Annotated in this window: 24 protein-coding genes; 17 read left to right on the forward strand and 7 right to left on the reverse strand. The window is 36.6% G+C overall.

The features are described 5' to 3' along the window. Positions 1-46 precede the first annotated feature (46 nt). The 7 genes from M1E86_RS19210 to M1E86_RS19240 form a co-directional block, all read right to left on the reverse strand. Complete coding sequence (locus M1E86_RS19210; RefSeq protein WP_426099200.1) at positions 47-1060, reverse strand: sulfate ABC transporter substrate-binding protein; 1014 nt, start codon at positions 1058-1060, stop codon at positions 47-49. A gap of 347 nt (positions 1061-1407) precedes the next feature. Then, the gene (pfkA, locus tag M1E86_RS19215; protein ID WP_125893508.1) at positions 1408-2385 is read right to left on the reverse strand and encodes a 6-phosphofructokinase; all 978 of its coding nucleotides are present in this window, start codon (positions 2383-2385) and stop codon (positions 1408-1410) included. Positions 2386-3216: 831 nt separating this feature from the next. Next, positions 3217-3969 (reverse strand): M48 family metallopeptidase, encoded by a 753-nt coding sequence (locus M1E86_RS19220; protein ID WP_125893510.1) that lies wholly within the window; start codon positions 3967-3969, stop codon positions 3217-3219. 212 nt (positions 3970-4181) lie between these two features. Further along, positions 4182-4763, reverse strand: coding sequence for a HutD/Ves family protein (locus M1E86_RS19225; RefSeq protein ID WP_125893512.1), 582 nt, complete (start codon positions 4761-4763; stop codon positions 4182-4184). 82 nt (positions 4764-4845) lie between these two features. Then, complete coding sequence (locus M1E86_RS19230) at positions 4846-5130, reverse strand: addiction module antidote protein (protein ID WP_004265229.1); 285 nt, start codon at positions 5128-5130, stop codon at positions 4846-4848. Beyond that, on the reverse strand, positions 5127-5429 hold the full coding sequence (locus M1E86_RS19235; protein ID WP_125893514.1) for a type II toxin-antitoxin system RelE/ParE family toxin: 303 nt from the start codon (positions 5427-5429) through the stop codon (positions 5127-5129). Before M1E86_RS19235 ends, M1E86_RS19230 begins: the two co-directional genes overlap by 4 nt. 243 nt (positions 5430-5672) lie before the next feature. Continuing rightward, positions 5673-6242: a Spy/CpxP family protein refolding chaperone gene (locus M1E86_RS19240; RefSeq protein ID WP_213913730.1), complete on the reverse strand. Its 570-nt coding sequence runs from the start codon at positions 6240-6242 to the stop codon at positions 5673-5675. Positions 6243-6392: 150 nt separating this feature from the next. Here M1E86_RS19240 and cpxR point away from each other — a divergent pair, with 150 nt between their 5' ends. The 17 genes from cpxR (at position 6393) to M1E86_RS19325 (ending at position 25024) form a co-directional block, all read left to right on the forward strand. Next, positions 6393-7091 carry an envelope stress response regulator transcription factor CpxR gene (cpxR, locus tag M1E86_RS19245; RefSeq protein WP_004265224.1) on the forward strand — a complete coding sequence of 233 codons (699 nt, stop codon included), beginning with the start codon at positions 6393-6395 and terminating at the stop codon, positions 7089-7091. Beyond that, complete coding sequence (gene cpxA, locus M1E86_RS19250) at positions 7088-8458, forward strand: envelope stress sensor histidine kinase CpxA (protein WP_125893565.1); 1371 nt, start codon at positions 7088-7090, stop codon at positions 8456-8458. The genes cpxR and cpxA overlap by 4 nt, the downstream gene beginning before the upstream one ends. Positions 8459-8937: 479 nt before the next feature. After that, complete coding sequence (locus M1E86_RS19255; RefSeq protein WP_213913732.1) at positions 8938-10374, forward strand: capsule assembly Wzi family protein; 1437 nt, start codon at positions 8938-8940, stop codon at positions 10372-10374. Between the two features lie 654 nt (positions 10375-11028). After that, positions 11029-12105, forward strand: a complete 1077-nt coding sequence (rfbB, locus tag M1E86_RS19260) for a dTDP-glucose 4,6-dehydratase (protein ID WP_213913734.1) — start codon at positions 11029-11031, stop codon at positions 12103-12105. Next, positions 12102-12992: a dTDP-4-dehydrorhamnose reductase gene (gene rfbD, locus M1E86_RS19265; RefSeq protein ID WP_213913736.1), complete on the forward strand. Its 891-nt coding sequence runs from the start codon at positions 12102-12104 to the stop codon at positions 12990-12992. The genes rfbB and rfbD overlap by 4 nt, the downstream gene beginning before the upstream one ends. Positions 12993-13011: 19 nt before the next feature. Beyond that, entirely contained in the window at positions 13012-13893 is an 882-nt protein-coding gene (gene rfbA, locus M1E86_RS19270; protein WP_213913738.1) for a glucose-1-phosphate thymidylyltransferase RfbA, read from the forward strand. Next, positions 13890-14441, forward strand: coding sequence for a dTDP-4-dehydrorhamnose 3,5-epimerase (gene rfbC / locus M1E86_RS19275; protein ID WP_213913739.1), 552 nt, complete (start codon positions 13890-13892; stop codon positions 14439-14441). Before rfbA ends, rfbC begins: the two co-directional genes overlap by 4 nt. Then, a complete protein-coding gene (locus tag M1E86_RS19280) occupies positions 14438-15703 on the forward strand; it encodes an oligosaccharide flippase family protein (protein WP_213913741.1) in 1266 nt (421 codons plus the stop codon). Before rfbC ends, M1E86_RS19280 begins: the two co-directional genes overlap by 4 nt. Beyond that, positions 15696-16724 carry an EpsG family protein gene (locus M1E86_RS19285; protein ID WP_213913743.1) on the forward strand — a complete coding sequence of 343 codons (1029 nt, stop codon included), beginning with the start codon at positions 15696-15698 and terminating at the stop codon, positions 16722-16724. Before M1E86_RS19280 ends, M1E86_RS19285 begins: the two co-directional genes overlap by 8 nt. After that, positions 16721-17593, forward strand: a complete 873-nt coding sequence (locus M1E86_RS19290) for a glycosyltransferase (RefSeq protein WP_213913745.1) — start codon at positions 16721-16723, stop codon at positions 17591-17593. Before M1E86_RS19285 ends, M1E86_RS19290 begins: the two co-directional genes overlap by 4 nt. Positions 17594-17596: 3 nt before the next feature. Continuing rightward, positions 17597-17989 (forward strand): adenylyltransferase/cytidyltransferase family protein, encoded by a 393-nt coding sequence (locus tag M1E86_RS19295; protein ID WP_213913747.1) that lies wholly within the window; start codon positions 17597-17599, stop codon positions 17987-17989. A gap of 8 nt (positions 17990-17997) precedes the next feature. Then, positions 17998-18870, forward strand: coding sequence for a glycosyltransferase (locus M1E86_RS19300; protein WP_213913749.1), 873 nt, complete (start codon positions 17998-18000; stop codon positions 18868-18870). After that, positions 18867-20018, forward strand: a complete 1152-nt coding sequence (locus M1E86_RS19305) for a CDP-glycerol glycerophosphotransferase family protein (protein ID WP_426099201.1) — start codon at positions 18867-18869, stop codon at positions 20016-20018. Before M1E86_RS19300 ends, M1E86_RS19305 begins: the two co-directional genes overlap by 4 nt. A 185-nt stretch (positions 20019-20203) precedes the next feature. Further along, positions 20204-21013 carry a glycosyltransferase gene (locus tag M1E86_RS19310; protein ID WP_426099202.1) on the forward strand — a complete coding sequence of 270 codons (810 nt, stop codon included), beginning with the start codon at positions 20204-20206 and terminating at the stop codon, positions 21011-21013. A gap of 308 nt (positions 21014-21321) precedes the next feature. Then, positions 21322-22476 carry a polysaccharide export protein gene (locus M1E86_RS19315; protein WP_213913753.1) on the forward strand — a complete coding sequence of 385 codons (1155 nt, stop codon included), beginning with the start codon at positions 21322-21324 and terminating at the stop codon, positions 22474-22476. 5 nt (positions 22477-22481) lie between these two features. Continuing rightward, positions 22482-22910 (forward strand): protein tyrosine phosphatase, encoded by a 429-nt coding sequence (locus M1E86_RS19320; protein WP_213913755.1) that lies wholly within the window; start codon positions 22482-22484, stop codon positions 22908-22910. 35 nt (positions 22911-22945) lie between these two features. Beyond that, the gene (locus tag M1E86_RS19325) at positions 22946-25024 is read left to right on the forward strand and encodes a polysaccharide biosynthesis tyrosine autokinase (RefSeq protein WP_213913757.1); all 2079 of its coding nucleotides are present in this window, start codon (positions 22946-22948) and stop codon (positions 25022-25024) included. Positions 25025-25028: the final 4 nt, after the last annotated feature.

Raw genomic sequence — 25028 nt, forward strand, 5'->3', positions numbered from 1 at the left:
TTAGCGAGCGTCGCCAACAACGCTACAGTACGAAATATGAAGAGTATTAGCGTCGAATGATTTCGTCGAACACCCCCCCATTCGCAAAATGCGTTGCCTGCGCTGATTGCCAACCACCGAAACTATCGTCTACCGTCAGCAATTTAAGCTTAGGAAATTGTTGTTGGTATTTATTGGCGACCTCTTGGTTTCGTGGACGATAATAGTTTCTCGCTGCAATTTCCTGACCCTCTACAGAATAAAGGTGCTCTAAGTAAGCTTCGGCAACAGCCCTGCGGTCGCGTTTATCGACAGTTTTATCAACAACAGCGACAGTTGGCTCAGCAAGAATCGAAATACTTGGCGTTACTATTTCAAACTGCCCGCTTTCCCCTAACTCATTGATAGCTAATAACGCTTCATTTTCCCAAGCAATTAATACATCACCTATGCCGCGTTCAACAAAACTATTGGTCGCACCACGAGCCCCTGAATCGAGTACTTCCACATTTTGATAAAGTTGTTTAACAAATTGCTTTGCTTTTTCAGGGTCTTGCTGGTTTTTATCTAACGCATATCCCCATGCCGCTAAATAATTCCAACGTGCTCCGCCTGAGGTCTTAGGATTCGGTGTCACCACAGAGATGTCTTTGCGGACTAAGTCATCCCAGTCTTTAATATTTTTCGGGTTATCTTTACGAACGAGAAAAACGATAGTCGATGTATAAGGCGCTGAGTTGTCAGGAAGTTTTTCTATCCAGTTGTTATCTATACGGCCACTTTGTGCAATGGCATCAACATCATAGGCTAAAGCTAACGTCACAACATCGGCTTCTAACCCATTCACGACTGATATAGCTTGCTTACCAGACCCCCCATGAGACTGACGAACAGTGACTGTATCCCCCGTTTTCTTTTTCCAATAATCACTAAATTCCTGATTATATTGCTGATAAAACTCACGAGTCGGGTCAAAAGACACATTCAGTAATTGAATGTTTTTCGCCCATGTTCCTGTCGCTAATAGCAATAATAATGCTGTGGTGAATTGTGATTTTGTTACCTGCCATGAACGTGCCATCTGCCTTTCCTCATTAAATTTATGATAAGGAGAGGCTGACAGATAGCACCAGTTACGGGAAATAATTAAAAAGAAAAACTTATGCTTATGGGGAATATATGAACAGGCAAGGGGGAGATTTAAGTTGTGACTAGGCGGCAAACGAGGATAGCTCGGGGATCATATATAAGTATGTCACTAGGGTTAGTGAGCTTAGCCAACCCCCTGCAGCTTGAAATATGACAAATATCCATCTCAAGTTGTAGGTAGGCGGCAAGCAAAGCTAATCCCTAGGGGCATACATAAGTATGTGACTAGGGTTAGTGTGCGTAGCCAACCCTCCTACAGCTTGAAATATGACGAAGATTTTAGTACAGCTTCTTCGCCGTATCAAACCAATCCTTCTTAAAGACACGCTTCATATTCATAACCGCATCAATAATATCATGATGAACTAACTTCTCGTTTTGAATACCAACGCAGCGCCCACCGTAACCTTCCAGTAGAAGTTGGATGGAATAAGCCCCCATGCGTGATGCCAAAATGCGGTCATAAGCAACCGGAGAACCACCGCGTTGGATGTGACCCAGAACTGTTGCACGTGTTTCGTGATGGGTTTCCTGCTCAATATATTTCGCTAATTCACCAACGTCACAAACGTGCTCGGTAATAGCGACAATCGCATGACGTTTACCTTTTTCAATACCACGTTTGATTTCAGATAACAGTTCTTCACGGTCAAAAGCCATTTCTTGTTCAGGTAACACTAAGAACTCACAACCCCCAGCGATCGCAGCAGATAGCGTTAAATCGCCGCAATAACGGCCCATCACTTCAACAATAGAAATACGTTTATGAGAAGTCGAGGTATCACGGAGGCGGTCAATTGCCTCAACAACGGTTTCGAGCGCGGTGAAATAGCCGATAGTGTAGTCCGTACCAGCAACGTCATTATCAATCGTTCCCGGTAAACCAATACATGGGAACCCAGCTTCCGTCAGCGATTTAGCCCCCAAATAAGAACCATCACCGCCGATAACCACTAATGCATCAATATGATTTTTCTTCAGATTATCGAATGCAACTGCACGCACTTTTTCATCACGGAATTGCGGAAAACGAGCTGAGCCTAAGAAGGTACCACCACGGTTAATCATATCCGACACACTATATCGGTCTAATTGCTTCATGCGGTTTTCATATAGGCCAAGGTACCCATCAAAAATACCCATGACTTCTAAACCTTCACCTAGCGCTGCACGAACCACGCCACGGATTGCTGCATTCATGCCTGGCGCGTCACCACCACTCGTTAAAACCCCAATTCTTTTAATCTGCTTGACCATGATGACCTCTGATTAATGAATATAAAATTGCAAATCGATAAAACCGTTACGCAGCTAATCTTCTAAACGCTAATTATGCTGATTTACCAATGCTGAATTGATTCACCTAACAGCATAATACGGCAAAGAGTGAATTATGCATCTGCTTTCCATCAAGCTTTTATGTTTTATTGTGATCCAGTTTACATAATTCTAGCCGATCACCCCAATAGGTAAATCTTTCAATACAAAAAAACCCTAGAGTACCAACTAAAGCGGATCACCCTAGTTAAATCTTAGTTTGGAATAAAAATTAAGTACTGATGATAACACTTAAATTCCTTCGATGCTGTACCTATAAAACAAAAGGAAATCTCCATTTGGTGCTCTTTTGATTAACGAACAAAAAAACTGATTAACAAAGTAACGCCGAAATAGTGTCTCAATCCAATAATCCTTAGCCGCAACAGGGTGAACAAAATGGCGCAATAAATACGCGAGTTCATTGACGGTTGGTACCCCAGCGCATGCAAACACCCGTTAATAAATAGCAAGTTACCGATAACAGCATGCCCATTCCCTTCGTTAAAAGAGAAATTTTATGCACTTTTTCTATCTTTTTTATTGCTAACGTTTTATCAATCGAAAAGTTGCAAAATTACAAAAAAATCGAATGTCATTTAATTAAACAAGATAGAGAGCCGCTTATAGGGGCACAACGGGGTAAGTTCTGATTTGTAATATAAGAAAAGTAATATTGAGATAAACAGCAGGAAATAAGTAATTGGTGTAGCAATATATCATCACATTACTACACCAGAACGACATCTAACTAACATCAATAATTAAATATTATTTTTTGTCAGCGGCAATACGATCACGGATGTTTTGTGCGCGCTCGCTTGATGGTGGGTGAGAATCAAACATACTTGTTTCACTGCTACCCATTTTCGCTAATTTTTCAAAACCAGTAACTAAACCTTCAGTTTTAACACCGCGTTTTTTCAGTAAATCATAAGAGAAGTTATCTGCTTCGCTTTCTTGGTGTTGAGAGAACTGTGAGTTGATCAGTTTTTCACCCAGAGCAGCAACTTGTGATGCACTCAGTTGCTCGACAACGCCACCCGCCGATGATGCAGCGGTACGTGCAGCAACCGTTGCATAAGCAACTTGCATTGCTTTACGTGTATGGCCTAATGCAACGTGGCCCATTTCATGACCTAATACACCTTCAACTTCATTATCATTCATCACATCCATCAAACCGCTGTATACACGTACACAACCATTTGCCATCGCCCATGCGTTTACATCGCTAGTCATATAAACTTTATAGTTTACTGGGGTGCCATCAACTTCGTTACCCAGTGCTTTTGCGATTTTATCTAAACGTTTGGCATATTTGCTGGACGCTGGTGCGATTTTGTTTTGCGCATCCATTTCTTTACATGATTCATCACTGAATTTCTTAACGTCTGCATCACTGAGTGTAGCTGCTTGGAATAATTGCATACCTGAGTTAGTCAACATCCCTTGATCTAAATTTTTACAACCCGTTAAAATGACAGCAGAAACAGCAACTGCCACAAGCGCTTTCATCTTCATAGAACATTTTCCTTTAGTATATAGGTCTTATTTTTAATGACGTTAAAGACTATGAATTCTGCGGAAAATAACAATAGGAATAAAGCCATAATTATCCTATATATGAATTTGATAATGTTTTTATTAAAATTGCAAAATAGACAGAATATTATTCCAATAAAAAGCACAATACCAATGACGTATAAATATTCCTTAAAAACAGGGAAACTTAACTACTTAATAAATAACTCAATAATGCAAAAATCATTTTCTGTATTTTGTTCCACAATAAATTGTAAAGCTTCACTATTTTCTTTGATAATTAGAGTCTCAAAGGGCTGTAAATAAAAGGGATCGGCATTAATTGTTACACCCAAATTAGGCGTAATATTAAAAATTAGTATCTCACTTGCGCCACTCACCCAAGAATTAATGAACGCGGTATTCACCCATTGTAGGCGAGCTTGATATTTTTCTGGGTTATAGATGACATTAAAATCACGAATTGCACCTTGAACGAGTTCCGCATAAACGTCGCTTTCCCCATTAAAAGCAAAAAATTCTTTTTGCTTTAAGGTCACCGCTGGTTTCTTATCTACATGCAAAATAAGTCCCTCGCCTTCCAATACGCCAATAATACGTTGTCGATTTTGGAAAAACGAAAATGCTCCCGCGGTTTTAACATCGGCAATCGACACTCGCCAATCAAAATCATCTAAACCTTCACCATGACTGCGTGCCAATTCAAGTGTCGACCCTTGGCCATTTTTCCAAGGCATATTGCGATAATCTTGCGTCGTTAATATCTGAGTCATAAAGAGAGCCCTACTTTGGTGGATACATTGTTTTTATAATGAGCTTAGCTAATGACTAACCTAATCATAGATAAGCTATTTTTTAGATACTCTTAAACTGTAGCTTTAATCCGAGAGAATTAACGATTTTTATAATCGTCATAAATGTTGGATTTCCCTGTCCTGATAGCGCCTTATATAAACCTTCACGACTCATTCCAACTTCTTTAGCTAATTGGCTCATATTTCTTGCCTTTGCAATATCACCAAGTGCAGCGAGAACTAGACTAGGGTCACCTTCCTCTAAAATTTCGTTTAGATACATCTGTATTTCTTCTTCACTGTTTAAATACTCAGCGATATCAAATTCTTTTAATTTAGTATTCATAGTTCCCCCTCAACTTCACCAAAAAGGAGTTTAGCTTTATGGATATCCTTCTGTTGCGTTGCCTTTGTCCCACCACAAAGTAAAATTACAATAACATTGTTTTTCTGCTTTAGGTAAACACGATACCCTTGTCCTTCATGTACCCTCAGTTCCGAAAAGCCATCACCAATGGGTTGAACATCACCATAATTTCCATTTTTTAACCGCCTAATTCTCACTAGAATTTTAGTTTTAGCTCGAATATCTCTAAGGTTTTTGATCCAACTATCAAAACATTCCGTTGTTAGAACCGTGATCATAAGACTGCTCCTTGTCTTTATGTTTTTATCTTAGCAACCTTCGTTTAGTTGTCAACTATAGTTAACAACCATGAATAAAGGACTAGTTTAGAAACAAAAAAAAGCCCCTAAAAGGGGCTATAAAAGACAGGGATGGTGTCTATGGCAAGGAAAAACTTCACTTACTGCTACTTCACTACTTACTATGAAACTCAAAATATGAAACTAACTAACTTGCATTACGACAGGTACTAATAACTAAATTTACTGAAACTGCATCGCTTGAAATTCCGCCATTTTGTGTTGGTGAATGCGTTCAAGTTCAGTTTTCTGTTCTGGCGTTAACAACTGGTACAATTCATGGTGAATTCGAGCCATTTCAACACGTTGTTCCAGTTCTTTTTGCATTCGATTTTCAAGTTCTTCACGAACCGCTTTGTCATCAAAGCTATCCGCTATAATTAATTTGTGCAGCGCTTCACGTTCTTTAACTAAAGCAGTGTTATCAACACGATAATGGCGCTGTGTTGCCATTAAATCACGTAATTGCTGGCGCTGTTTTTCATTTAACGTGATACCATTAAACATAAAGGTACTGGCACGTTCTTCACTGCTAAATAACTCATGATGTTGGAAGGGCACAACCGCATTACCTGACGGCGTAGTTGGCTCAGACTGCATCTGTAACATCAAAGGTGTTGAACTTTCATTTGCAGCACTTTGTGGTTCTTCTGCAAAAGCAACCGCTGGCCCGAACACAAACGTAGAAGCTAAAACTAACATTGCGGTTTTATGTACTGTATTATGTACTTTGCTATGTGTTGTTCTCAGCATTTGACACCTTGTCTCCGAACTGTGCTCGTGATTCAATGTGAACAAATATACACCTGTGGCTGCAAACTAGCGTCAGAGCATGTAAAAGAACGTAAAGTCATGGAATCGTACAGATTGTTATCGTATTTTGGCAGTTGGAGGACTTAAAAAATGCATAAAATCCTATTAGTTGATGACGACCGTGAACTCACGTCGCTATTAAAAGAACTGCTGGAAATGGAAGGTTTCAATGTTGTCATCGCCTATGATGGTGAACAGGCATTACAGCAAATTGACTCATCCATTGACCTGTTACTACTTGATGTCATGATGCCGAAAAAAAATGGTATTGAGACATTAAAAGAACTGCGCCAAATCCATCAGACCCCTGTTATCATGTTAACGGCTCGCGGTAGTGAGTTAGATAAAGTTCTGGGCCTAGAATTAGGTGCAGACGACTATCTCCCTAAACCGTTCAATGACCGTGAGCTGGTAGCCCGTATTCGTGCTTTATTGCGCCGTTCTAACTGGAGCGAGCAAACTCAAGGCGACAATAGCAATACCCCTGTTTTACAAGTTGATAAACTGCAACTTAACCCAGGTCGCCAAGAAGCCAGCTTTGATGATGAAATTTTGGACTTAACAGGTACCGAATTTACGTTGTTATATCTGCTCGCACAGCACCTAGGCCAAGTGGTTTCTCGTGAACACCTTAGCCAAGAAGTACTTGGGAAGCGTTTAACACCGTTTGACCGTGCTATTGATATGCATATTTCAAACTTACGCCGCAAACTGCCAGAGCGCACTGATGGCCAACCATGGTTTAAAACCCTACGTGGCCGCGGATACTTAATGGTTTCTGCCACATGATCAACAGCTTAACCGCAAGGATCTTTGCGATCTTCTGGTTTACCCTCGCGCTAGTATTAATGCTAGTGCTGATGGTGCCCAAGCTCGACTCTCGGCAAATCACCGTCCTTATGGAGAGTGAACAACGCCAAGGGGAGATGCTTGAACAACATATTGAAGCCGAACTCGCACAAGCTCCGCTCAATGACCTTCTTTGGTGGCGGCGAATTTCTAACGCCATCAAAAAATGGGCACCTCCCGGCCAACGGTTGATTATCGTCACCAGTGAAGGCCGTGTGATTGGTGCGATGCCAAGTGAAATGCAGGTGATACGTAACTTTATTGGGCAATCCGATAACGCCGATCACCCGAAAAAGAAAAAATATGGACGAGCCGAAATCCTCGGGCCATTCTCCATTCGCGATGGGGAAGACCACTACCAGCTGTATTTAGTTCGCCCAGCAAGCAGCCCACAATCTGACTTTATTAACTTATTGTTTGATAGGCCTTTCTTATTACTGATCGCAACAATGCTGATCAGCGCTCCATTATTATTATGGTTATCTTGGAGCCTTGCCCGCCCTGCTCGTAAGTTAAAAATGGCGGCCGACGATGTGGCGAAAGGAAACTTACGGCCACACCCAGAGCTAGAAGCTGGCCCACAAGAGTTCTTATCTGCGGGGAATAGCTTTAACCAGATGATCAGTGCCCTTGATGGTATGGTTAGCGCTCAGCAACGCTTAATCTCTGATATTTCCCATGAATTACGGACTCCATTGACACGTTTGCAACTGGCAACAGCCTTATTGCGCCGTCGCCATGGAGAAAGTAAAGAGCTCGAACGCATCGAAACCGAGACCCATCGCCTAGATAGCATGATTAACGATTTGCTGGTGCTATCTCGCAGCCAGCACAAAAACGAGATCTTGCGTGAAAATATCAAAGCCGATGAACTTTGGGGCGATATCTTAGATGACGCTAGCTTTGAAGCCGAACAAATGAACAAAACGCTCGAGGTCACTTCTCACCCTGGACCTTGGCCGTTATATTGCAACCCTTCCGCTGTCGGTAGTGCATTTGAAAATATTGTGCGTAACGCATTACGTTATTCACACACCCATATTGCTGTTGATTTCAAAGAAGAAAATAACGGCATTTTAATCACTGTCGATGATGATGGCCCGGGTGTTAGCCCTGCTGACCGCGAGCACATTTTCCGCCCATTCTACCGAACCGATGAAGCTAGAGACCGAGAAACCGGTGGAACTGGTTTAGGCCTTGCAATTGTTGAAACCGCAATAACGCAACATAAAGGTTGGGTAAAAGCGGATGACAGCCCATTAGGTGGTTTAAGGTTACAAATCTGGTTACCTGAGCATGGACGTTAACCACACCTAAATCTAGCCAGCCAAAGGCCTTCTTTTAAAAGAGAAGGCCTTTAATATTTATCCACAAAATAAATCTAACGCCTAGAATGTTCTGATACTCCCCCTAAAAGCCATAACCCCTAAACAAAACACCAATATATAACTCCATTTATGGCTTTTTTTTCGTTCAAAATAAAAACAACCAATAAGATAAAAAAGAATTATTAATACATAACACCAAAAATATATATATTACTTTATATCTTAATATGTTACTAAGTCCTATACCTTACATATTTATCTGATATTCTGTTTTACCTAGTTAAAGTGTGATGATTTCTAGTTTCATAGAAGGCACAGAAGCCCAACCTAATAGCTATTTTGATATTTATAATAATAGGCTGCTAATAATCATATTTTAATTCTATTTATAGGTTTTTATTTATAGGTTTATTTACCTGTTCAATATTAGGCGAACTCAACTTCAAATGGATTTATCAATGAAAAATTTCAAGCTCACTAAGCTAGCCATGCTCGCTGTCCTTGGTGCGATAAGTGCACAAAGCATTGCAGGGGGATTAGTTTTACCAGATAACAACTTACGCAGTGACCTTGCTTGGCTTTCTGAGCGCAACGTTATCCAAATTAGCTTATCCACTTGGCCGCTGTCCCAAGAAGAGATCACCCGCTCCTTAAATAATGCAAATATTACGAGTAGCGAACAAGAAGCCATTATTCAGCGCATCAAAAAGAACCTCGACCGCAAGAAAAACAGCGTTCAACTCGAAACTCACTTTGCATCTAGCCATAACTCCATGCCACAAGGCTTTGCCCAAAGTGAATATAGTGACATTCGCTATACCGTTTCAGGCAATTACAGCACTGACGATATAGACTTAAACCTGACGGCTAATGGCGAACGGGCTTTACGCGTTGAAAATGGCTCTGACTACAACCTCAACGGCTCATACGGTGGTGTAAAAATTTGGAACCAATGGGTGACTTTTGGTGAGATCCCACAATGGTGGGGTCCTGGCCACGATGGTAGCTTAATTCGTACCGACGCCGCCCGTCCTATGACCGGTTTTCTCATTCAACGTGCTGACCAAAGCCCTTTTGAAACCCCATGGCTTTCTTGGATTGGTTCATGGCAATATCAGTTAACGGCTGCACAATTCAAACAGTATGACCCCAAAAATACCAAGCTGATTGGCCTACGCATGACTATGAACCCAACTGATTTCTTCGAACTCGGTGGTTCACGCGTGGTCATGTGGGGAGGCGATGGCCGCCCGAACAACTGGGATTCTTTCTGGGATGCGATGGGTGGAAGGGATAACACCGGTGATAAAAATAAAGACCCAGGTAACCAGTTGGCGGGGTTAGACTTTAAACTAAAACTTTATCCATTAATTGACATACCCGTCAGTTTCTACGGCCAAATGGTGGGTGAAGATGAAGCTAACCTCTTCCCATCGAAAAACGCCTTCATGGGCGGTATCGAAGGCTACCACACCTTATGGGGCCAACCACTCAATTGGTATATTGAAGGCGCGAATACCCATACTGAGTGGGACAAAGACGGCGTAATGTATCGCCACTTTATCTATACTGAGGGTTATTACCAACAAGGTGCACCGTTAGGCCACGCGATGGGCGGCGACGGGCGCATGCTCACCACTAAAGTGGAATACACTCTCGATGATGACAACCGCGTCAGCTCTCGTTTGATGTACGCGAAAGTGAATAAATCCAACTTTGATGGCAACAAGTTATTCCCTAAATCAGAAACCATCAAAGGTGTTGATTTCGGTTGGTGGCATAACTTTGACAATGACGTCAGCACTGACGCGAAGGTTTGGGTATCTAAAACTGATTACGAAACACGCAATGATTTAGGCGCTGCCGTTACGGTAAACGTGCCGTTTAAGTGGTAATTGGCACACATTGAGTATATTTAATCAAAATGGGTTATGTCCTTAGCATAATCCATTTTTTTATCCCCTCTGCATTATTATTTTAGTTAAAAATATATTATTTATATAATTCCAATCAATACTCAAATTAATTAATATAATCAATCGAATGTTTTATTAATATATCTTTACGCCAAATCAGGGTAAAAATAGATACATAGGCATCTTACTTTCATAAAATCCATACTAAAGATAATGATATACAAGGGATAACTTAACTAAAATATTTAATCACGTACAAAGCGTAAGAATAGGATTATAACCTGATAATTTAAAATAACTTATTTTACTGCCACTCCTATTAAGACTATTCTCTAAGACTATTGCCGTGATAGTCAGTAACTAGCTTTAATGGTATTATTAAGCGCTTTTGCTTGACCCGATTCGTCACGAGGCATACTCTTTGGGCGGCAAAAAACAATAAGCCATGCTTATCAATTGAACAGATTAGCAAAAAATGCAATGTTTTCAATTAATAAGTATGCATTTACAATTTCAATGGTGCTCTGGGACCCGACAACCCAGTGCGGTAGCTATGGGTGTTTATTAATAATTAACACCTTTAAAGTTAACTATAAACCACTTTTATTTTATTACTTAATAACAAGGTTCTCAGTGAAAATATTCGTGACTGGTGGCGCAGGCTTTATTGGTTCTGCTGTTATTCGCCATATTATTAATAATACTAACGACAATGTTGTTAATATTGATAAATTAACTTATGCGGGAAATTTAGAATCTTTATCGCCGGTTTCTGAAAGCTCTAACTATATATTTGTTCAAGCTGATATTTGTGATCCCGAAGCTATGAAACAACTATTTGAGCAACACCAACCCGATGCGGTGATGCACTTAGCCGCTGAGTCTCATGTTGACCGCTCGATTGATGGCCCAAGTGAATTTATTCAAACGAATATTATCGGTACCTACACACTATTAGAAGCGGCTCGTCACTATTGGAATCAATTGCCTACTGATAAAAAATCAGCCTTCCGCTTCCACCATATTTCAACAGATGAAGTTTACGGTGACCTAGAATCAACGACTGACCTATTCACTGAAACAACCTCTTATGCACCAAGCAGCCCATATTCTGCATCTAAAGCATCAAGCGACCATTTAGTCCGCGCATGGCAACGTACTTATGGGTTACCAACCATTGTGACCAACTGTTCTAACAACTACGGTCCTTACCACTACCCTGAAAAGCTGATCCCACTTATTATTTTGAATGCTTTAGAAGGTAAGCCATTACCTGTTTATGGTAATGGGCAGCAAATTAGAGACTGGTTATACGTTGAAGACCACGCTAGAGCACTTTATACGGTTGTAACCGAGGGCAAAATTGGTGAAACCTATAATATCGGTGGCCATAATGAAAAAGCCAATATTGATGTGGTTAAAACAATCTGTAGCATCCTCGATGAGTTAGTACCAAATAAACCAAATGGTATTAATCACTATGAAGAGTTAATTACTTACGTGACCGACAGACCTGGCCATGACCTTCGTTACGCCATTGATGCTACAAAAATTAAAAATGAGCTTAACTGGGTACCAGAGGAAACATTTGAAACTGGGTTACGTAAAACAGTGGAATGGTATTTAGCAAATGGTGAGTGGGTTGCTCATATTAAAAATGGTAGTTATCAATCATGGGTTCAACAACATTATGGGGATAGTAAGAAATGAAAATCTTGCTTCTCGGTAAGAATGGCCAAGTAGGGTGGGAGCTACAACGAGCTTTATTACCACTAGGTGAATTAATTGCCTTAGATAGGCACTCGAAGGACTATTGCGGAGATTTATCTAAGCTTGATGATCTAGCAAAAACTATAGAGTTGTTAAAACCAAATGTTATTGTTAATGCTGCGGCTTATACCGCTGTAGATAAAGCTGAAAGTGAGCCCGAATTATCTCAACTAATCAATAGTGAAGCTGTAAAAGTTTTAGCTGAGTCCGCTCAGAAAATTGATGCGCTGTTAGTTCATTATTCAACTGACTATGTCTTTTCTGGAGAAGGTGAACATTTTTGGCAAGAAGGCGATGAAACTGCAGCATTAAATATATACGGTAAAACAAAGCTAGATGGTGAAAAATACATTCAGCAGTATTGTTCCAATCATCTAATCTTTAGAACCAGTTGGGTTTACTCTACTTATGGTAATAATTTTGCAAAAACAATTCTTAATTTAGCCAAAACAAGAGAAAAATTATCAGTTATCAATGACCAATATGGCGCACCTACAGGTGCTGAGTTGATCGCTGATTGCACGGCGATTGCTATAGTCCAAACGTTACTGGATAAAAACAAATGCGGTGTGTACCACTTAGTCTCTTCTGGTTCAACCAACTGGTATCAATATACTAAATTAGTCACACAAGAAGCAAAAATAAATGGGATAGAATTAGCATTGAGGGGATTAAATGCTATACCTGCAAGCGATTACCCCCTACCGGCCAAACGCCCATACAATTCAAAGATGAATAACAAAAAATTTAAAAAAACATTCAATACTGAATTACCAAGTTGGGAATTAGGTATTAAACGCTTAATTAAAGAATTATCAATTAAATAAGAATTTGTAGAATATAAAAATGGAAAAGACATATAAAGGTATTATCTTAGCAGGTGGTTCAGGAACCCGTTTATATCCAGTAACTATGGCAGTGAGCAAACAATTGCTACCTGTTTATGATAAACCAATGATTTATTACCCATTAAGTACACTGATGCTAGCCGGTATCCGAGATATTCTAATTATCAGTACCCCGCTAGATACCCCTCGCTTTCAACAATTATTAGGTGATGGTAGCCAGTGGGGGTTGAATTTAGAATATAAAATACAAGAAAACCCTGATGGGTTAGCACAAGCATTTATTATCGGTGAAGAGTTTATTGGTGATGATAATTGTGCCCTTATTCTTGGTGATAATATTTTCTACGGACACGATCTACAAAATCAACTTGAAAAAGCAACTAAGAAAGAGTCTGGGGCGACTGTTTTTGCTTACCATGTAAATGACCCTGAACGTTATGGCGTTGTTGAATTTGATAAAACTGGTACCGCTATCTCTTTAGAAGAAAAACCTAAAAAACCTAAAAGTAATTATGCGGTTACTGGCCTATATTTTTATGATAACACCGTTATTCAGCTTGCAAAAAACCTGCAACCATCAGAACGCGGTGAATTAGAAATCACCGATATTAATCGCCTTTATCTTGAACAAGGCAATTTATCAGTAGCAATGATGGGCCGCGGTTATGCATGGTTAGATACAGGAACGCACCAAAGCCTAATTGATGCAGGTAATTTTATTCAAACATTAGAAGAACGCCAAGGTTTAAAAGTTGCTAGCCCTGAAGAGATTGCTTACAGAAAAGGGTTTATCACAGCTGATGACGTTAAAAAGCTGGCAAAATCTTTATCCAAAAATTCCTATGGCCAATACTTACTAAAAATGGTTAAAAACAAATGAAAATTATTGATACCGATATACCTGATGTAAAAATTATAGAACCTCAAATATTTGGTGATGAAAGAGGTTTCTTCATGGAAACTTGGAATCAAAAAAAATTTGAAGAATTAGTTACGGGAAAGCCCACTAACTTTGTTCAAGATAACCATTCTAAGTCTAAAAAAGGTATTCTACGAGGTTTACACTATCAAACTGAAAATACACAAGGAAAGCTAGTCCGTGTAATTTCAGGTGAAGTCTTCGATGTTGCTGTTGATATACGAAAAAACTCCCCAACATTTGGACAATGGATTGGGGTCTATCTTTCAGGAGAAAATAAGCGTCAGCTTTGGATTCCAGAAGGGTTTGCTCATGGCTTTTATGTTACAAGTGAAGAAGCTGAATTTGTTTATAAGTGTACAGATTTTTATAATCCTAAAGCTGAAGTTTCTATAAGATGGAATGATGAAAGACTAAATATTACTTGGCCTTTACATAACACTCCTATTTTGTCTAACAAAGATCATCTTGGTGTTAATTTTTCATTAAAACTGAGTTTACTCAAGTGAGCCTAATTAAAAATTCATTTTGGAATATCAGTGGATATGTTATACCATTTATTATTTCAATACCATCACTAGGTTACTTAGCTAGAACATTAGGTATTGAGCTATTTGGCCTTTACACATTATGTTTAGCAATAGTTGGCTACGCTGGTATTTTTGATGCTGGTATAAGTCGAGCAGTGGTAAGAGAAATAGCTATATATAGAAATAATTATGAAGAAAAAAATAGAATAATAAGTAACTCTTTATTCTTGTTATCTTTATTAAGTATTATAGGTGCAGGTGCCCTAGTGTTTTTTTCTACTAGTATTGTTACAATATTAAACGTTAATGGGCTTTATACATCTCAGGTAAAAAGTGCAATACACTTAATATCCATAGCACTGCCTATCTTTTTATTAACGCAAGTGATGATGGCCATTTTAGAAGGGCAGGAAAAATTTAAATTATTTAATTTTATTAGAACCATAAGTAGCTCTTGCATCTCATTTTTCCCTGCAATATTTGTTTATTTATCAAGCTCAAACAGCTTGATTTTTGCTATAATTGGCTTATTAATAGCGAGAATTATGGCATTGATTTTATCATTTTACTTTTGTTTCCATAAGGAACATGTAAAATTTAGACTACCATGTATTAAAATAATAATACGATTAATAAAGTTTGGGGGATGGATTACCATTACTAATATAATCAGTCCTATAATGACTTATTTTGACCGTTTTATTTTATCTCATAATATGGGGGCTCAAAATGTTGCATTTTATACGGCTCCTTCAGAAGGAATATCAAGAATTTCAATTATACCATCAGCCTTATCGAGAGCTATTTTCCCGAAACTTAGTAATGCTAAAAATAAAAAAGAAAGACTTGAATACGAAAAAACTGGGTTACTTTTAATGTTTATTATTTCAAGTCCTATTTTTATTCTTGGTTTTTTATTTTCAAAAGACATACTTGAAGCATGGATGGGCACAGAATTTTCGGGGACTCCCTCCGATGTTTTTAAGATTTTACTTGTAGGATTTCTTTTTAATGCACTAGCACAAATACCATACTCTAGCTTACAAGCTTCGGGTTATTCTAATATAACTGCATATATCCATATCAGCGAACTAATACCATACCTAGTAACTCTTTTTTATTTAGTCAGTTACTTTGGAGTTCTAGGTGCAGCAACCGCATGGTCAATTAGAATGTTTATTGACATGTCAATACTAATAATTATTAATATTAAGATTAAAAGATTTGATGATAATGGTTAAAGTAAAAAAGGAATCTATTTTTTTATTTATTCTTGCAACACTTTTGATATTAGCTGCAACTCTTAGACCTCCGGGTATAGATCGTGACTCTTTAACTTATATAGATATGATAAATCGGCCTATAGCTGAACTTTGGTTCCAGGAGCCAACATTTATACTACTAGTATCAATTAATAAATATATATTTAATAACTCTTATATTATTTTCTTTTTTTCCTATGCTTTGTTAGGCGTTAGCTTAAAAATTATAGCTATATCCAAAATTGATAAATATAAGTGGTTTGGAGTATTCACATATTTATTTTTATACTTTACTCTTCACGATCTAACTCAAATACGTGCTGGTGTAGCCTCTGGCTTTTTTCTTTTATCCATTTACTATATTGATAAATCAAAATCTAAGGCATTTGTTTTTTCTCTTTTATCTGTAATATTTCATTACAGCGCTATTCTAGGTTTTATTATTTATTGTTTTTCGACAAAAAAAATAAATAAATTATTTTATGTTATCCTTGTTATAGTATCTTTACTTATATCAATTTTACTTTCTCAAGATATAATTGTTACTATAGCCTCTTATTTACCAGATTTTTTATCTCACAAAGTCAATACCTATGTTTACTTATTGAATAACTCAGGTCAATGGTCAGAAATAAATCAATTTAATTTATATTATCTTTCTCTAATATACATATTTTTAGTACAGCTTTATTTTACTAAAAATGTAAAAAGTAATGAAAAATTTAATAACAGTAAAGGATATAGTGATATCGTAATATTAAAAACGATGATGCTCATGATTGTATCATATTATATTCTTGTACCTATTCCTGTTCTAGCCGGTAGGGTTTCTGAATTTTATGGAATTGTTCTAATCTGTTTTATTCCTCAGTTTTTATCAAATTTCAGAAAAAATAAATATATTATATTACCCATACTTTTTTTAGTTGTAATTATCTCATATAGAGGATTAAGATTAAACTATGAAATTTTATTTGAGGAATTATTAAAACGAATATGAATAACAGATCAGTAAATATATTATTAGCTACTTATAATGGTGAGAAATACTTGCATGAGCAGATTAATTCATTATTAGATCAATCGTATAGTAATTTCACTGTATTGATTTCAGATGATGGTTCGAGCGATGGAACTATCAATGTCTTGTCTAAAATAAAAGATCCACGATTCAAAATAATAAATACTCAACGGATTGGTGGCGTTATTAAAAATTTTGAATTTCTGTTATCTAAATCAGATGCAGACTATGTCATGCTATGTGATCAAGATGATGTTTGGCATCCTAACAAAATACATCACTCCCTGAATGAAATTACAAAAAATGAGGAAGATAAAGATACTCCATGTTTAGGTTTTTCCGATTTAGAATTAGTTAATGAAAATTTAGAGTTAATCTCAGACAGCTTTTATGCAAAAACAGGGCTAAATCCATATAGAAACTTTAATATAGATAATTTATCTTGGATGGGATCTATATATGGATGCACTATAATTATGAATAGAGCCTCTGTTAATAATGCTCTACCTTTCCCTGAAAACTTAATCATGCATGACCATTGGTTAGGATTTAGAACATTAAGTATCGGAAATATTTTTTATATAAATAAAGCTTTGTTAAAGTATAGACAGCATGAAAACAATGTAGCAGGTGGTATGGGATATAAAAAAAACATAATACAAAAAATCTTATCCCCTAAAAAATATCGAGATATAAGAGATAGAGCAATAATTATCTCTAGATTACATAACATTAAAAGCTTAAAAGATAAATTGGTTTTTTCAAAAGTAATTTTAAGGTCATTTAAATATTGTGAAACAAAGAAATACCCTCTACTATTTTTATTAACATTTTTAATATATGGGTAAATAATGAAGACTGTAATAACATTTGGGACATTTGATGTTTTTCATATAGGACATGTAAATATATTAGAACGCTCTAAAAAATATGGTGATAAGTTAATTGTTGGCGTATCTTCTGATGACTTGAATTTTTCAAAGAAATCCCGTTATCCTATCTATTCCCAAGATCATAGGATGAAAATACTTTCATCTTTAAAATTTGTTGATGAAGTATTTTTAGAAGAGTCTTTAGAGTTAAAGCTTGAATATATTAAGAAGTACGATGCTAGTCTTCTTATTATGGGAGATGACTGGAAAGGTCGGTTTGACTGGGTTAAACCTGAATGTGATGTTTTATACTTACCGAGAACTCCATCTATTTCGACGACTGAATTAATTGAAATTGTAAAAAAAATATAGGTACTATTTTGATAAGTGTAATTATTACCATTTATAACAGAAAAGATAAATTAGAGAGAGCTATTAAAAGTTACTTGAATCAAGATTATCCGGACAAAGAATTAATCTTAATTGATGATGGTTCAACAGATGGTTCCTCTGATATAGCAAAATCATATGAAAGCTATGAAAATATCGTTTACTTTTTTCAAGAAAATAAAGGTTGTGCTGCTGCAAAAAATATGGGAGTCAAATTAGCATCCCAGAAATATATTACTTTCTTAGATAGTGACGATTATTATAGTCATAATAAAGTATTAACTATTGCAGCTAAAGAACTTATCAAAGGATATGAGTTTTTATCTTTTAATAAAGTACTTATGAAATATATTTCAAGGGATGAAATACAATCTACAAATTTTAATGATAATATTAATTTATTTGAGCATATGATACATTCTCCCCTTAATTATGCTGGAAAACCTCCCTATTTTTTTGATAGAAAACTTTTTATAGATGCAGGATGTCTTGATGAAGAGTCTAAATGGGGAGATACCATTAATTTTTGGCGAAAATTTCTTAGCCCGAGTAGAAAAACATTAATACTTGATGAGGAAGGTTACTCCTATGATCAAACTGATACTAAAAGTATGGGAAAACTTAGAGATATGACAACATATGCATATGCTTTTGATTCTATTAAAAGAGCTTATGAAAATAATAATAAAATTATCATTGAATATAAAAGTGAAATGGTTTGGGGACTTGTTTTATTAGTTTATGCTATCAAATCAAGAAATTTAAGTAAAATTAAGTTTTCTCTTAGTCTACTAACGTTTGGTCGATTTTATCTAATCCCAAAGTCTTTTTACTATCTATTAAAAACAAAGATCATCAAATGAAAATTATTTTTATTATTCTTTTTGATTTCATTTTTTCACTTATATTTTTTTTATCTAAATTAGATAAAAACTTGGTCATATTTAATTCAACAAAAAATACTAACTTTAATTTCAACTCAAAATTTCTCTTTGAATCAATGCTGTCGCACAAAGATTTTAAAAATAAAAAAATTTATTTTGTAACAAATGATAGACCTAAGAGAGATGAACTAAATAAAATATATCCAAATCATTTTATCTCGTCTAACTCTTTGAGTGGTCGAATTTTATGTCTAAAAGCAAAAATATGGATTACATCAACAATAGAAACTCCTGTTTGGGGAATAGCAAAAAATCCATATAGAATAGTTTATCATTTAGGTCATGGTATACCTTTGAAGAATATTGGTTTAGCTGAAGAAAATTTATCTATGCTACGATGGGTTAATAGAAAATTACGGCTTAGGTTATTTACTCATGTTACAGCTTATTCAAATTTATTTGATGATTTTTTTAAAAAAGTTTTTGATAGTAACAATATTAAGTTATTACATTTTGGTCAACCACGAAATGATAGTCTACTTTCAGGTAAACGGCTCGACTCTATTATCAAATTGCAACCTAAGTCAATAGCCAAATATGTTTTATATTCTCCAACATGGAGACCTTATGCTGACACTAAACTTTTTCCATTTGAAGAGTTTTCTATTCAAGATTTTCATCAATTTTTGGAAGATAATAATATTATATTTTTTATTAGAGACCATCCTTTTTATGAATCTCAAATCCCTATAGGATTATTCAACTCTTCTTATGTTGTTGATGCTCGTTTTAATATAATCACTGACATAACATCATTTTTAGATGATTTTGATATTTTAATTACCGATTACTCTAGTATTTATCTGGATTTTTTAATCTTAAAGAAAAAGGTTATCTATTTACCATATGATTTTGAAAAACATAAAAAAGAAGTTGGTTTTTCTAATCCTTATAATACTTTAATTTACGGGCCTATAATTAAAAGTTATAGTGAACTATTGTATGAGTTGAGTGATACAAAAACATCTAACGATGATGAGTTAATTTCTTTTTTATCTAAGTTAAATTTGAAGCCTAAACTTAACTGCCATGAGCACCTCAATTATATTAGTGGTTTATTAAAATAAATAATTCATAAAAATGCATTATTACATAACAAATAGATATATAATTATTTTTATGCAAAAAAGCTTAATATCCTTTCTATTTGAAAGTCATACAACCAATATTAATGAATTAATAACAGCATTAGATTAGCCTACGAATTAAAGCTATATTTAGGCTAAATCATATATTTTTTAGGATATTGATAGTGAAAAAAGTAGCGATTATAATGAGTGTCTACAAATTTGATACTCCTTACGAAGTCGAAAGGTCAATCAATAGTTTATTGATTCAAACACATCCTGTTGACATTTTTATTTACTGTGATGGCATATTGCCTCAAAATTTAAATGAGATACTGGATGTTTTTTCTAAAGAAGAAAATATTAATTTAATAAAAAACGAAGAGAATAAAGGTTTATCTTACGCTTTAAATAGTTTAATAGATATTGTTAGTGCATTAGAGTACGACTATATTGCTCGCATGGATAGTGATGATATCTCTCTTCCAAATAGAATAGAAAAACAAGTTAATTTTATGGAGAATAATAAAGAAACTGATGTATTAGGTGGTGCTTGCAAAGAATTTGGAGCAACATTTTCACTTGAATACAAATCACTACCATTGATACATGATAAACTTAAAAATTTCAGTATATCACGTTGCCCATTTATTCACCCAACTGTAATATTTCGCTCTTCTATTTTTATTGAAGGATTTAGATACCCAACAAATACATTACTTACTGAAGATATGGGATTATGGTTTATATTACTTGAAAAAGGAAAGAAATTTGCTAACTTACCTGATATCTTACTTGAATATAAGCTTAATGAAGACACCATAAATCGAAGGTGTGGATTATCTAAATCACTTAGTGAGGTATATATTCGATTTAATCATATGAAAAAAGTAAAAGCAGTAAACATTAAAAATGTAAACATTTTACTCGGCAGATTTGTTTTCCATTTACTTCCTATTCCAATTATTAAATTACTATATAAATACGCTCGTTGACTATTGACAAATTCAAGAATCAATCACGTCTGGAACTAAATAGTATTAAATTAATGTTTCATAAAAAATCATATATACAATCAACTGCTAATTAACTAAGTTACATTCATGTGTCATCTTAAATAATAAATAACCTGTATGATAAAAAGTCATACACTAAATTTTCTAATCTTAATTAATAAAATTGTTTTACCACTTTTTTATTAATATCAACTTTAAAAATCATATTAAGTAAATGGCTAAATGAAGCTATACCATAATCTAAATCTTACTGAAACTTTGTCGCTATAGGGCTATAGGATAGTACTGTGCTCAAAAAATATCACTTCCTTACACTACTAACAATAAGTATTTTACTTACAGGCTGCACCGTCACCCCCGGCGCCTATATATCAACCTCAGGCAAAAATGTGGTTGATACGGGTGACCGTGACATTACTAAATTGGTTGATATCTATCCAATCTCACCAAAATTATTGGATGATATGTACACCGCTCCAACTATTGCTAAACCCAATGCGCAGTTAGAAAAGCAACTGACTCACTATGAATACCGCGTGGGTGCTGGTGATGTATTAACCATTACAGTTTGGGATCATCCTGAATTGACTATCCCTGCGGGTTCTTACCGTAGTGCACAAGACTCCGGTAACTGGGTTCACTCTGACGGCACCATCTACTATCCATATATTGGTAAAGTCAAAGTCATCGGTAAAACCGTTACTGAAATCCGTACCCTGATCAGTAACCGCTTAGCCACTTATATTGAATCCCCACAAGTGGATGTGAGTATTGCCGCCTTCCGCTCACAAAAAATGTATGTGTCGGGTGAAGTGGCAAAACCGGGTACATTGCCTATCACTAACGTTCCACTGACTATCTTAGAAGCCTTTAATAATGCCGGTGGCTTAACCGAAAAAGCCGATTGGGATAATGTGGTTCTTACACGCAATGGCAAAGAAATCAAAGTGTCATTACAAGCTTTAGTCCAATATGGTGACTTAACCCAGAACTACCTGATGATGCCGGGTGACGTACTGTATGTACCTCGTAATGATGGACAGAAAGTTTTTGTGATGGGTGAAGTCGGCCAACCAACGACCTTAACTATTGACCGTGCGGGTATGAGCATTACTGAAGCCCTAAGCAAAGCGAGCGGGATAGACCAAAATACAGCCAATGCAACAGGGGTATTTGTTATTCGCCCAGTTAAAAACCAGCCCGCGGAAGACAAAGAACTTGAAGCCCTGTTACCGAAAAAAATGGCTGCGGTCTATCAGTTAGACTTATCGGATGCCACCTCACTCGTGATGGGTACTGAATTTAAACTACAGCCTTATGACTTAGTGTATGTTACCGCAGCCCCTGTGGTACGTTGGAACCGTCTAATCACTCAGTTATTACCAACTATCGCTTCATATAATCAATTAACCGAAGGTACCAAGCGTATTCACGACTGGTAATCGATATGTTTAATAATATTCTCGTTGTTTGTATGGGAAATATCTGCCGCTCTCCTACGGGGGAGCGTTTATTACAGTACTATTTTCCCGAAAAAACGGTTCATTCAGCGGGCATTATCGCCAAAAATGACATGCCAGCTTATGACAGTGCCATTCGGATTGCCGAGCAACATAACCTTTCCCTTGAAAACCATCAATCACGTCGCTTAACCAGCGAATTATGTAATAAAGCAGACTTAATCCTAGTGATGGAAAACGAACATATTGCTAAAATCCACCAACAGTTTCCTGAAACTCGCGGCAAAGTGATGTTATTTGGGCAATGGATCAATAAAACCGAAATCCCTGACCCCCATAAACGTAGTGATGAAATGTTTGAACATGTTTACCAGTTGATGGAAAAAGCCTCGATGACTTGGCAAGGCAAAATTTAATTTTATTTATTGGATGACTTAACATTTAACCTATTATGAACACAACAAAAAATAGCTCCCCTGCCTCAGATGAAATCGATCTGCTCGCTCTGTTTAAAGTTTTGAAATCCAATACCATTAAAATTGGGTTTTTTACCGTATTTTTTGCTGCTGTTTCAGTGGCATATAGCCTATTGGCAACCCCTATTTACCAAGCCAATGCGACCTTACAGTATGACAAATTAGGTCAGGTTTCATTACTTGACCAAATGAGTGATGTCATGCCATTTGGTAACAGCAATAACCAAGTCGACTCTGAAATTGAAGTCATCAAGTCCCGCATGGTGTTAGGCAAAACCGTTGCAGACCTGAACCTAGACACTCAAGCAGCCCCTGAAGGCTTTGTCAGTAAATTACTGGGTGAAATCGCTCCCGTTCATATTGCCCTATTTCAATTACCTGAAAACTTAATTGGCCAGCCATTGATCCTGACGTATTTAGGGGATAACAATTATTCCCTCAATGTAGATGGCCAAGTTTTGCAAGGCAAAGTGGGTGAATTGCTCAAACAAGGTGAAATTAACTTATTAATTTCCAGTTTTGCGGCTGAAACTGGCGAAGAGTTTTCGTTAATCAAAAATGCCCGTTATTCCACCATTGAAGACTTACGCAATACCCTAACCATCGCGGAAGTTGGCAAAGGTACCGGTATTATCAGCTTAGCCATTAAAGGTGCGGATCAAGCTGAGAATGTTAAAATTCTTAACAGTGTTATCCAAAACTATGTTGACCAAAATACCGAACGTAAAAAAGAAGTCACAAACAATACGCTCGTATTCTTAGATGGCTACTTACCGACTATTAAAAAGAAATTAGATAACTACGAAAACCAGCTCAATGCCTTTCGCAAAAAGAATGAATCCATTGACCTCTCTTTAGAAGCTAAAGCCGCTCTCGACAGTGCATTACAAGTCGAAGAAAAACTTAATGAACTGACCTTTAAAGAGGTCGAGATTCAGCAGCTATATACTCGTAACCACCCGGCTTATCAGTCCCTATTAGATAAACGCCAACAACTGTTACGTGAGAAAGAAAAAATCAGCAAAAACATTCAAAAATTACCAAATACCCAACAAGAAATCGTCCGTTTAACCCGTGATGTTGAAGCTGAACAAGCGATTTACGCTCAATTAGTGGCTAAGCAGCAGGAACTTAGCGTATTGAATTCTGGTATTACGGCGGATGTGCGTATTATTGACTCCGCTGAGTCACAACCAAAACCTGTAGCCCCCAAAAAGTCATTGATTGTTGTTCTTGCCACTATCCTTGGCTTTATTATCGGCTGTGCGTATGTGATTGCCCGTGAGTTCTTTAATAATAAGATTAAGAGCACGGAAGACATTGATGCATTGGGTGTCAATGTGTATGCCACTATCCCTTTCTCTGCTCATGAGAAAAAACTCATTGAAGCCGGGAATAAGAGCCCATTAGCGATAGAAAACCCAGCAGATACTGCGGTTGAGGCCATTCGCTCACTGCGTACCAGTGTGTACTTCTCAGTGATGAACCAAGGTAACAACCTCGTTATGGTGACTAGTGCGTCACCTGGAGTCGGGAAAAGTTTTGTGACCTCCAATATGGCGGTAGTACTGGCTAACGCAGGTAAGAAAGTGTTATTAATCGATACCGACCTACGTAAAGGCCGTTTGCACAAAGCCTTTGGGTTAAGCAATAAAGCGGGCTTATCTGACTACTTATCACAGCAAAGCTTAGAATCACCGACCATTCATGCGAACGTGATTGAAAATCTTGATGTGATTTGCCGTGGTAAAAACGTCACTCACTCTTCTGAGTTATTAATGGGTGAGCGCTTTAAGCAGTTATTAGATAAAGTCAAAAACCAATACGATATTGTAGTGATCGATACCGCGCCAATCTTAGCGATTACTGACTCCGCGATTATTGGTAAATATGTCGGTACTTCATTGTTAATTGCTTTCTATGGTGTGAATACCGTAAAAGATGTTGATTTATCGCTAAAACGCTTTAAGCAAAATGATATCGACATTACGGGTGTGATCCTAAATGGTATCGATGCAAGGTCTGACGACTATAACTACCATTACGAATATTAAAACT

This window comes from Providencia sp. PROV200, from assembly GCF_049901995.1.
Classification (GTDB): domain Bacteria; phylum Pseudomonadota; class Gammaproteobacteria; order Enterobacterales; family Enterobacteriaceae; genus Providencia; species Providencia rettgeri_E.

Coding starts and splice junctions, on each gene's coding strand:
- M1E86_RS19295 (WP_213913747.1), top strand. CDS start 17,597: ATGAAGACTGTAATAACATTTGGGACATTTGATGTTTTTCATATAGGA.
- M1E86_RS19220 (WP_125893510.1), bottom strand. CDS start 3,969: ATGAAGATGAAAGCGCTTGTGGCAGTTGCTGTTTCTGCTGTCATTTTA.
- pfkA (WP_125893508.1), bottom strand. CDS start 2,385: ATGGTCAAGCAGATTAAAAGAATTGGGGTTTTAACGAGTGGTGGTGAC.
- cpxA (WP_125893565.1), top strand. CDS start 7,088: ATGATCAACAGCTTAACCGCAAGGATCTTTGCGATCTTCTGGTTTACC.
- cpxR (WP_004265224.1), top strand. CDS start 6,393: ATGCATAAAATCCTATTAGTTGATGACGACCGTGAACTCACGTCGCTA.
- rfbC (WP_213913739.1), top strand. CDS start 13,890: ATGAAAATTATTGATACCGATATACCTGATGTAAAAATTATAGAACCT.
- M1E86_RS19285 (WP_213913743.1), top strand. CDS start 15,696: ATGGTTAAAGTAAAAAAGGAATCTATTTTTTTATTTATTCTTGCAACA.
- M1E86_RS19290 (WP_213913745.1), top strand. CDS start 16,721: ATGAATAACAGATCAGTAAATATATTATTAGCTACTTATAATGGTGAG.
- M1E86_RS19320 (WP_213913755.1), top strand. CDS start 22,482: ATGTTTAATAATATTCTCGTTGTTTGTATGGGAAATATCTGCCGCTCT.
- rfbA (WP_213913738.1), top strand. CDS start 13,012: ATGGAAAAGACATATAAAGGTATTATCTTAGCAGGTGGTTCAGGAACC.
- M1E86_RS19240 (WP_213913730.1), bottom strand. CDS start 6,242: ATGCTGAGAACAACACATAGCAAAGTACATAATACAGTACATAAAACC.
- M1E86_RS19230 (WP_004265229.1), bottom strand. CDS start 5,130: ATGAATACTAAATTAAAAGAATTTGATATCGCTGAGTATTTAAACAGT.
- M1E86_RS19325 (WP_213913757.1), top strand. CDS start 22,946: ATGAACACAACAAAAAATAGCTCCCCTGCCTCAGATGAAATCGATCTG.
- M1E86_RS19255 (WP_213913732.1), top strand. CDS start 8,938: ATGAAAAATTTCAAGCTCACTAAGCTAGCCATGCTCGCTGTCCTTGGT.
- rfbD (WP_213913736.1), top strand. CDS start 12,102: ATGAAAATCTTGCTTCTCGGTAAGAATGGCCAAGTAGGGTGGGAGCTA.
- M1E86_RS19210 (WP_426099200.1), bottom strand. CDS start 1,060: ATGGCACGTTCATGGCAGGTAACAAAATCACAATTCACCACAGCATTA.
- M1E86_RS19235 (WP_125893514.1), bottom strand. CDS start 5,429: ATGATCACGGTTCTAACAACGGAATGTTTTGATAGTTGGATCAAAAAC.
- M1E86_RS19225 (WP_125893512.1), bottom strand. CDS start 4,763: ATGACTCAGATATTAACGACGCAAGATTATCGCAATATGCCTTGGAAA.
- M1E86_RS19305 (WP_426099201.1), top strand. CDS start 18,867: ATGAAAATTATTTTTATTATTCTTTTTGATTTCATTTTTTCACTTATA.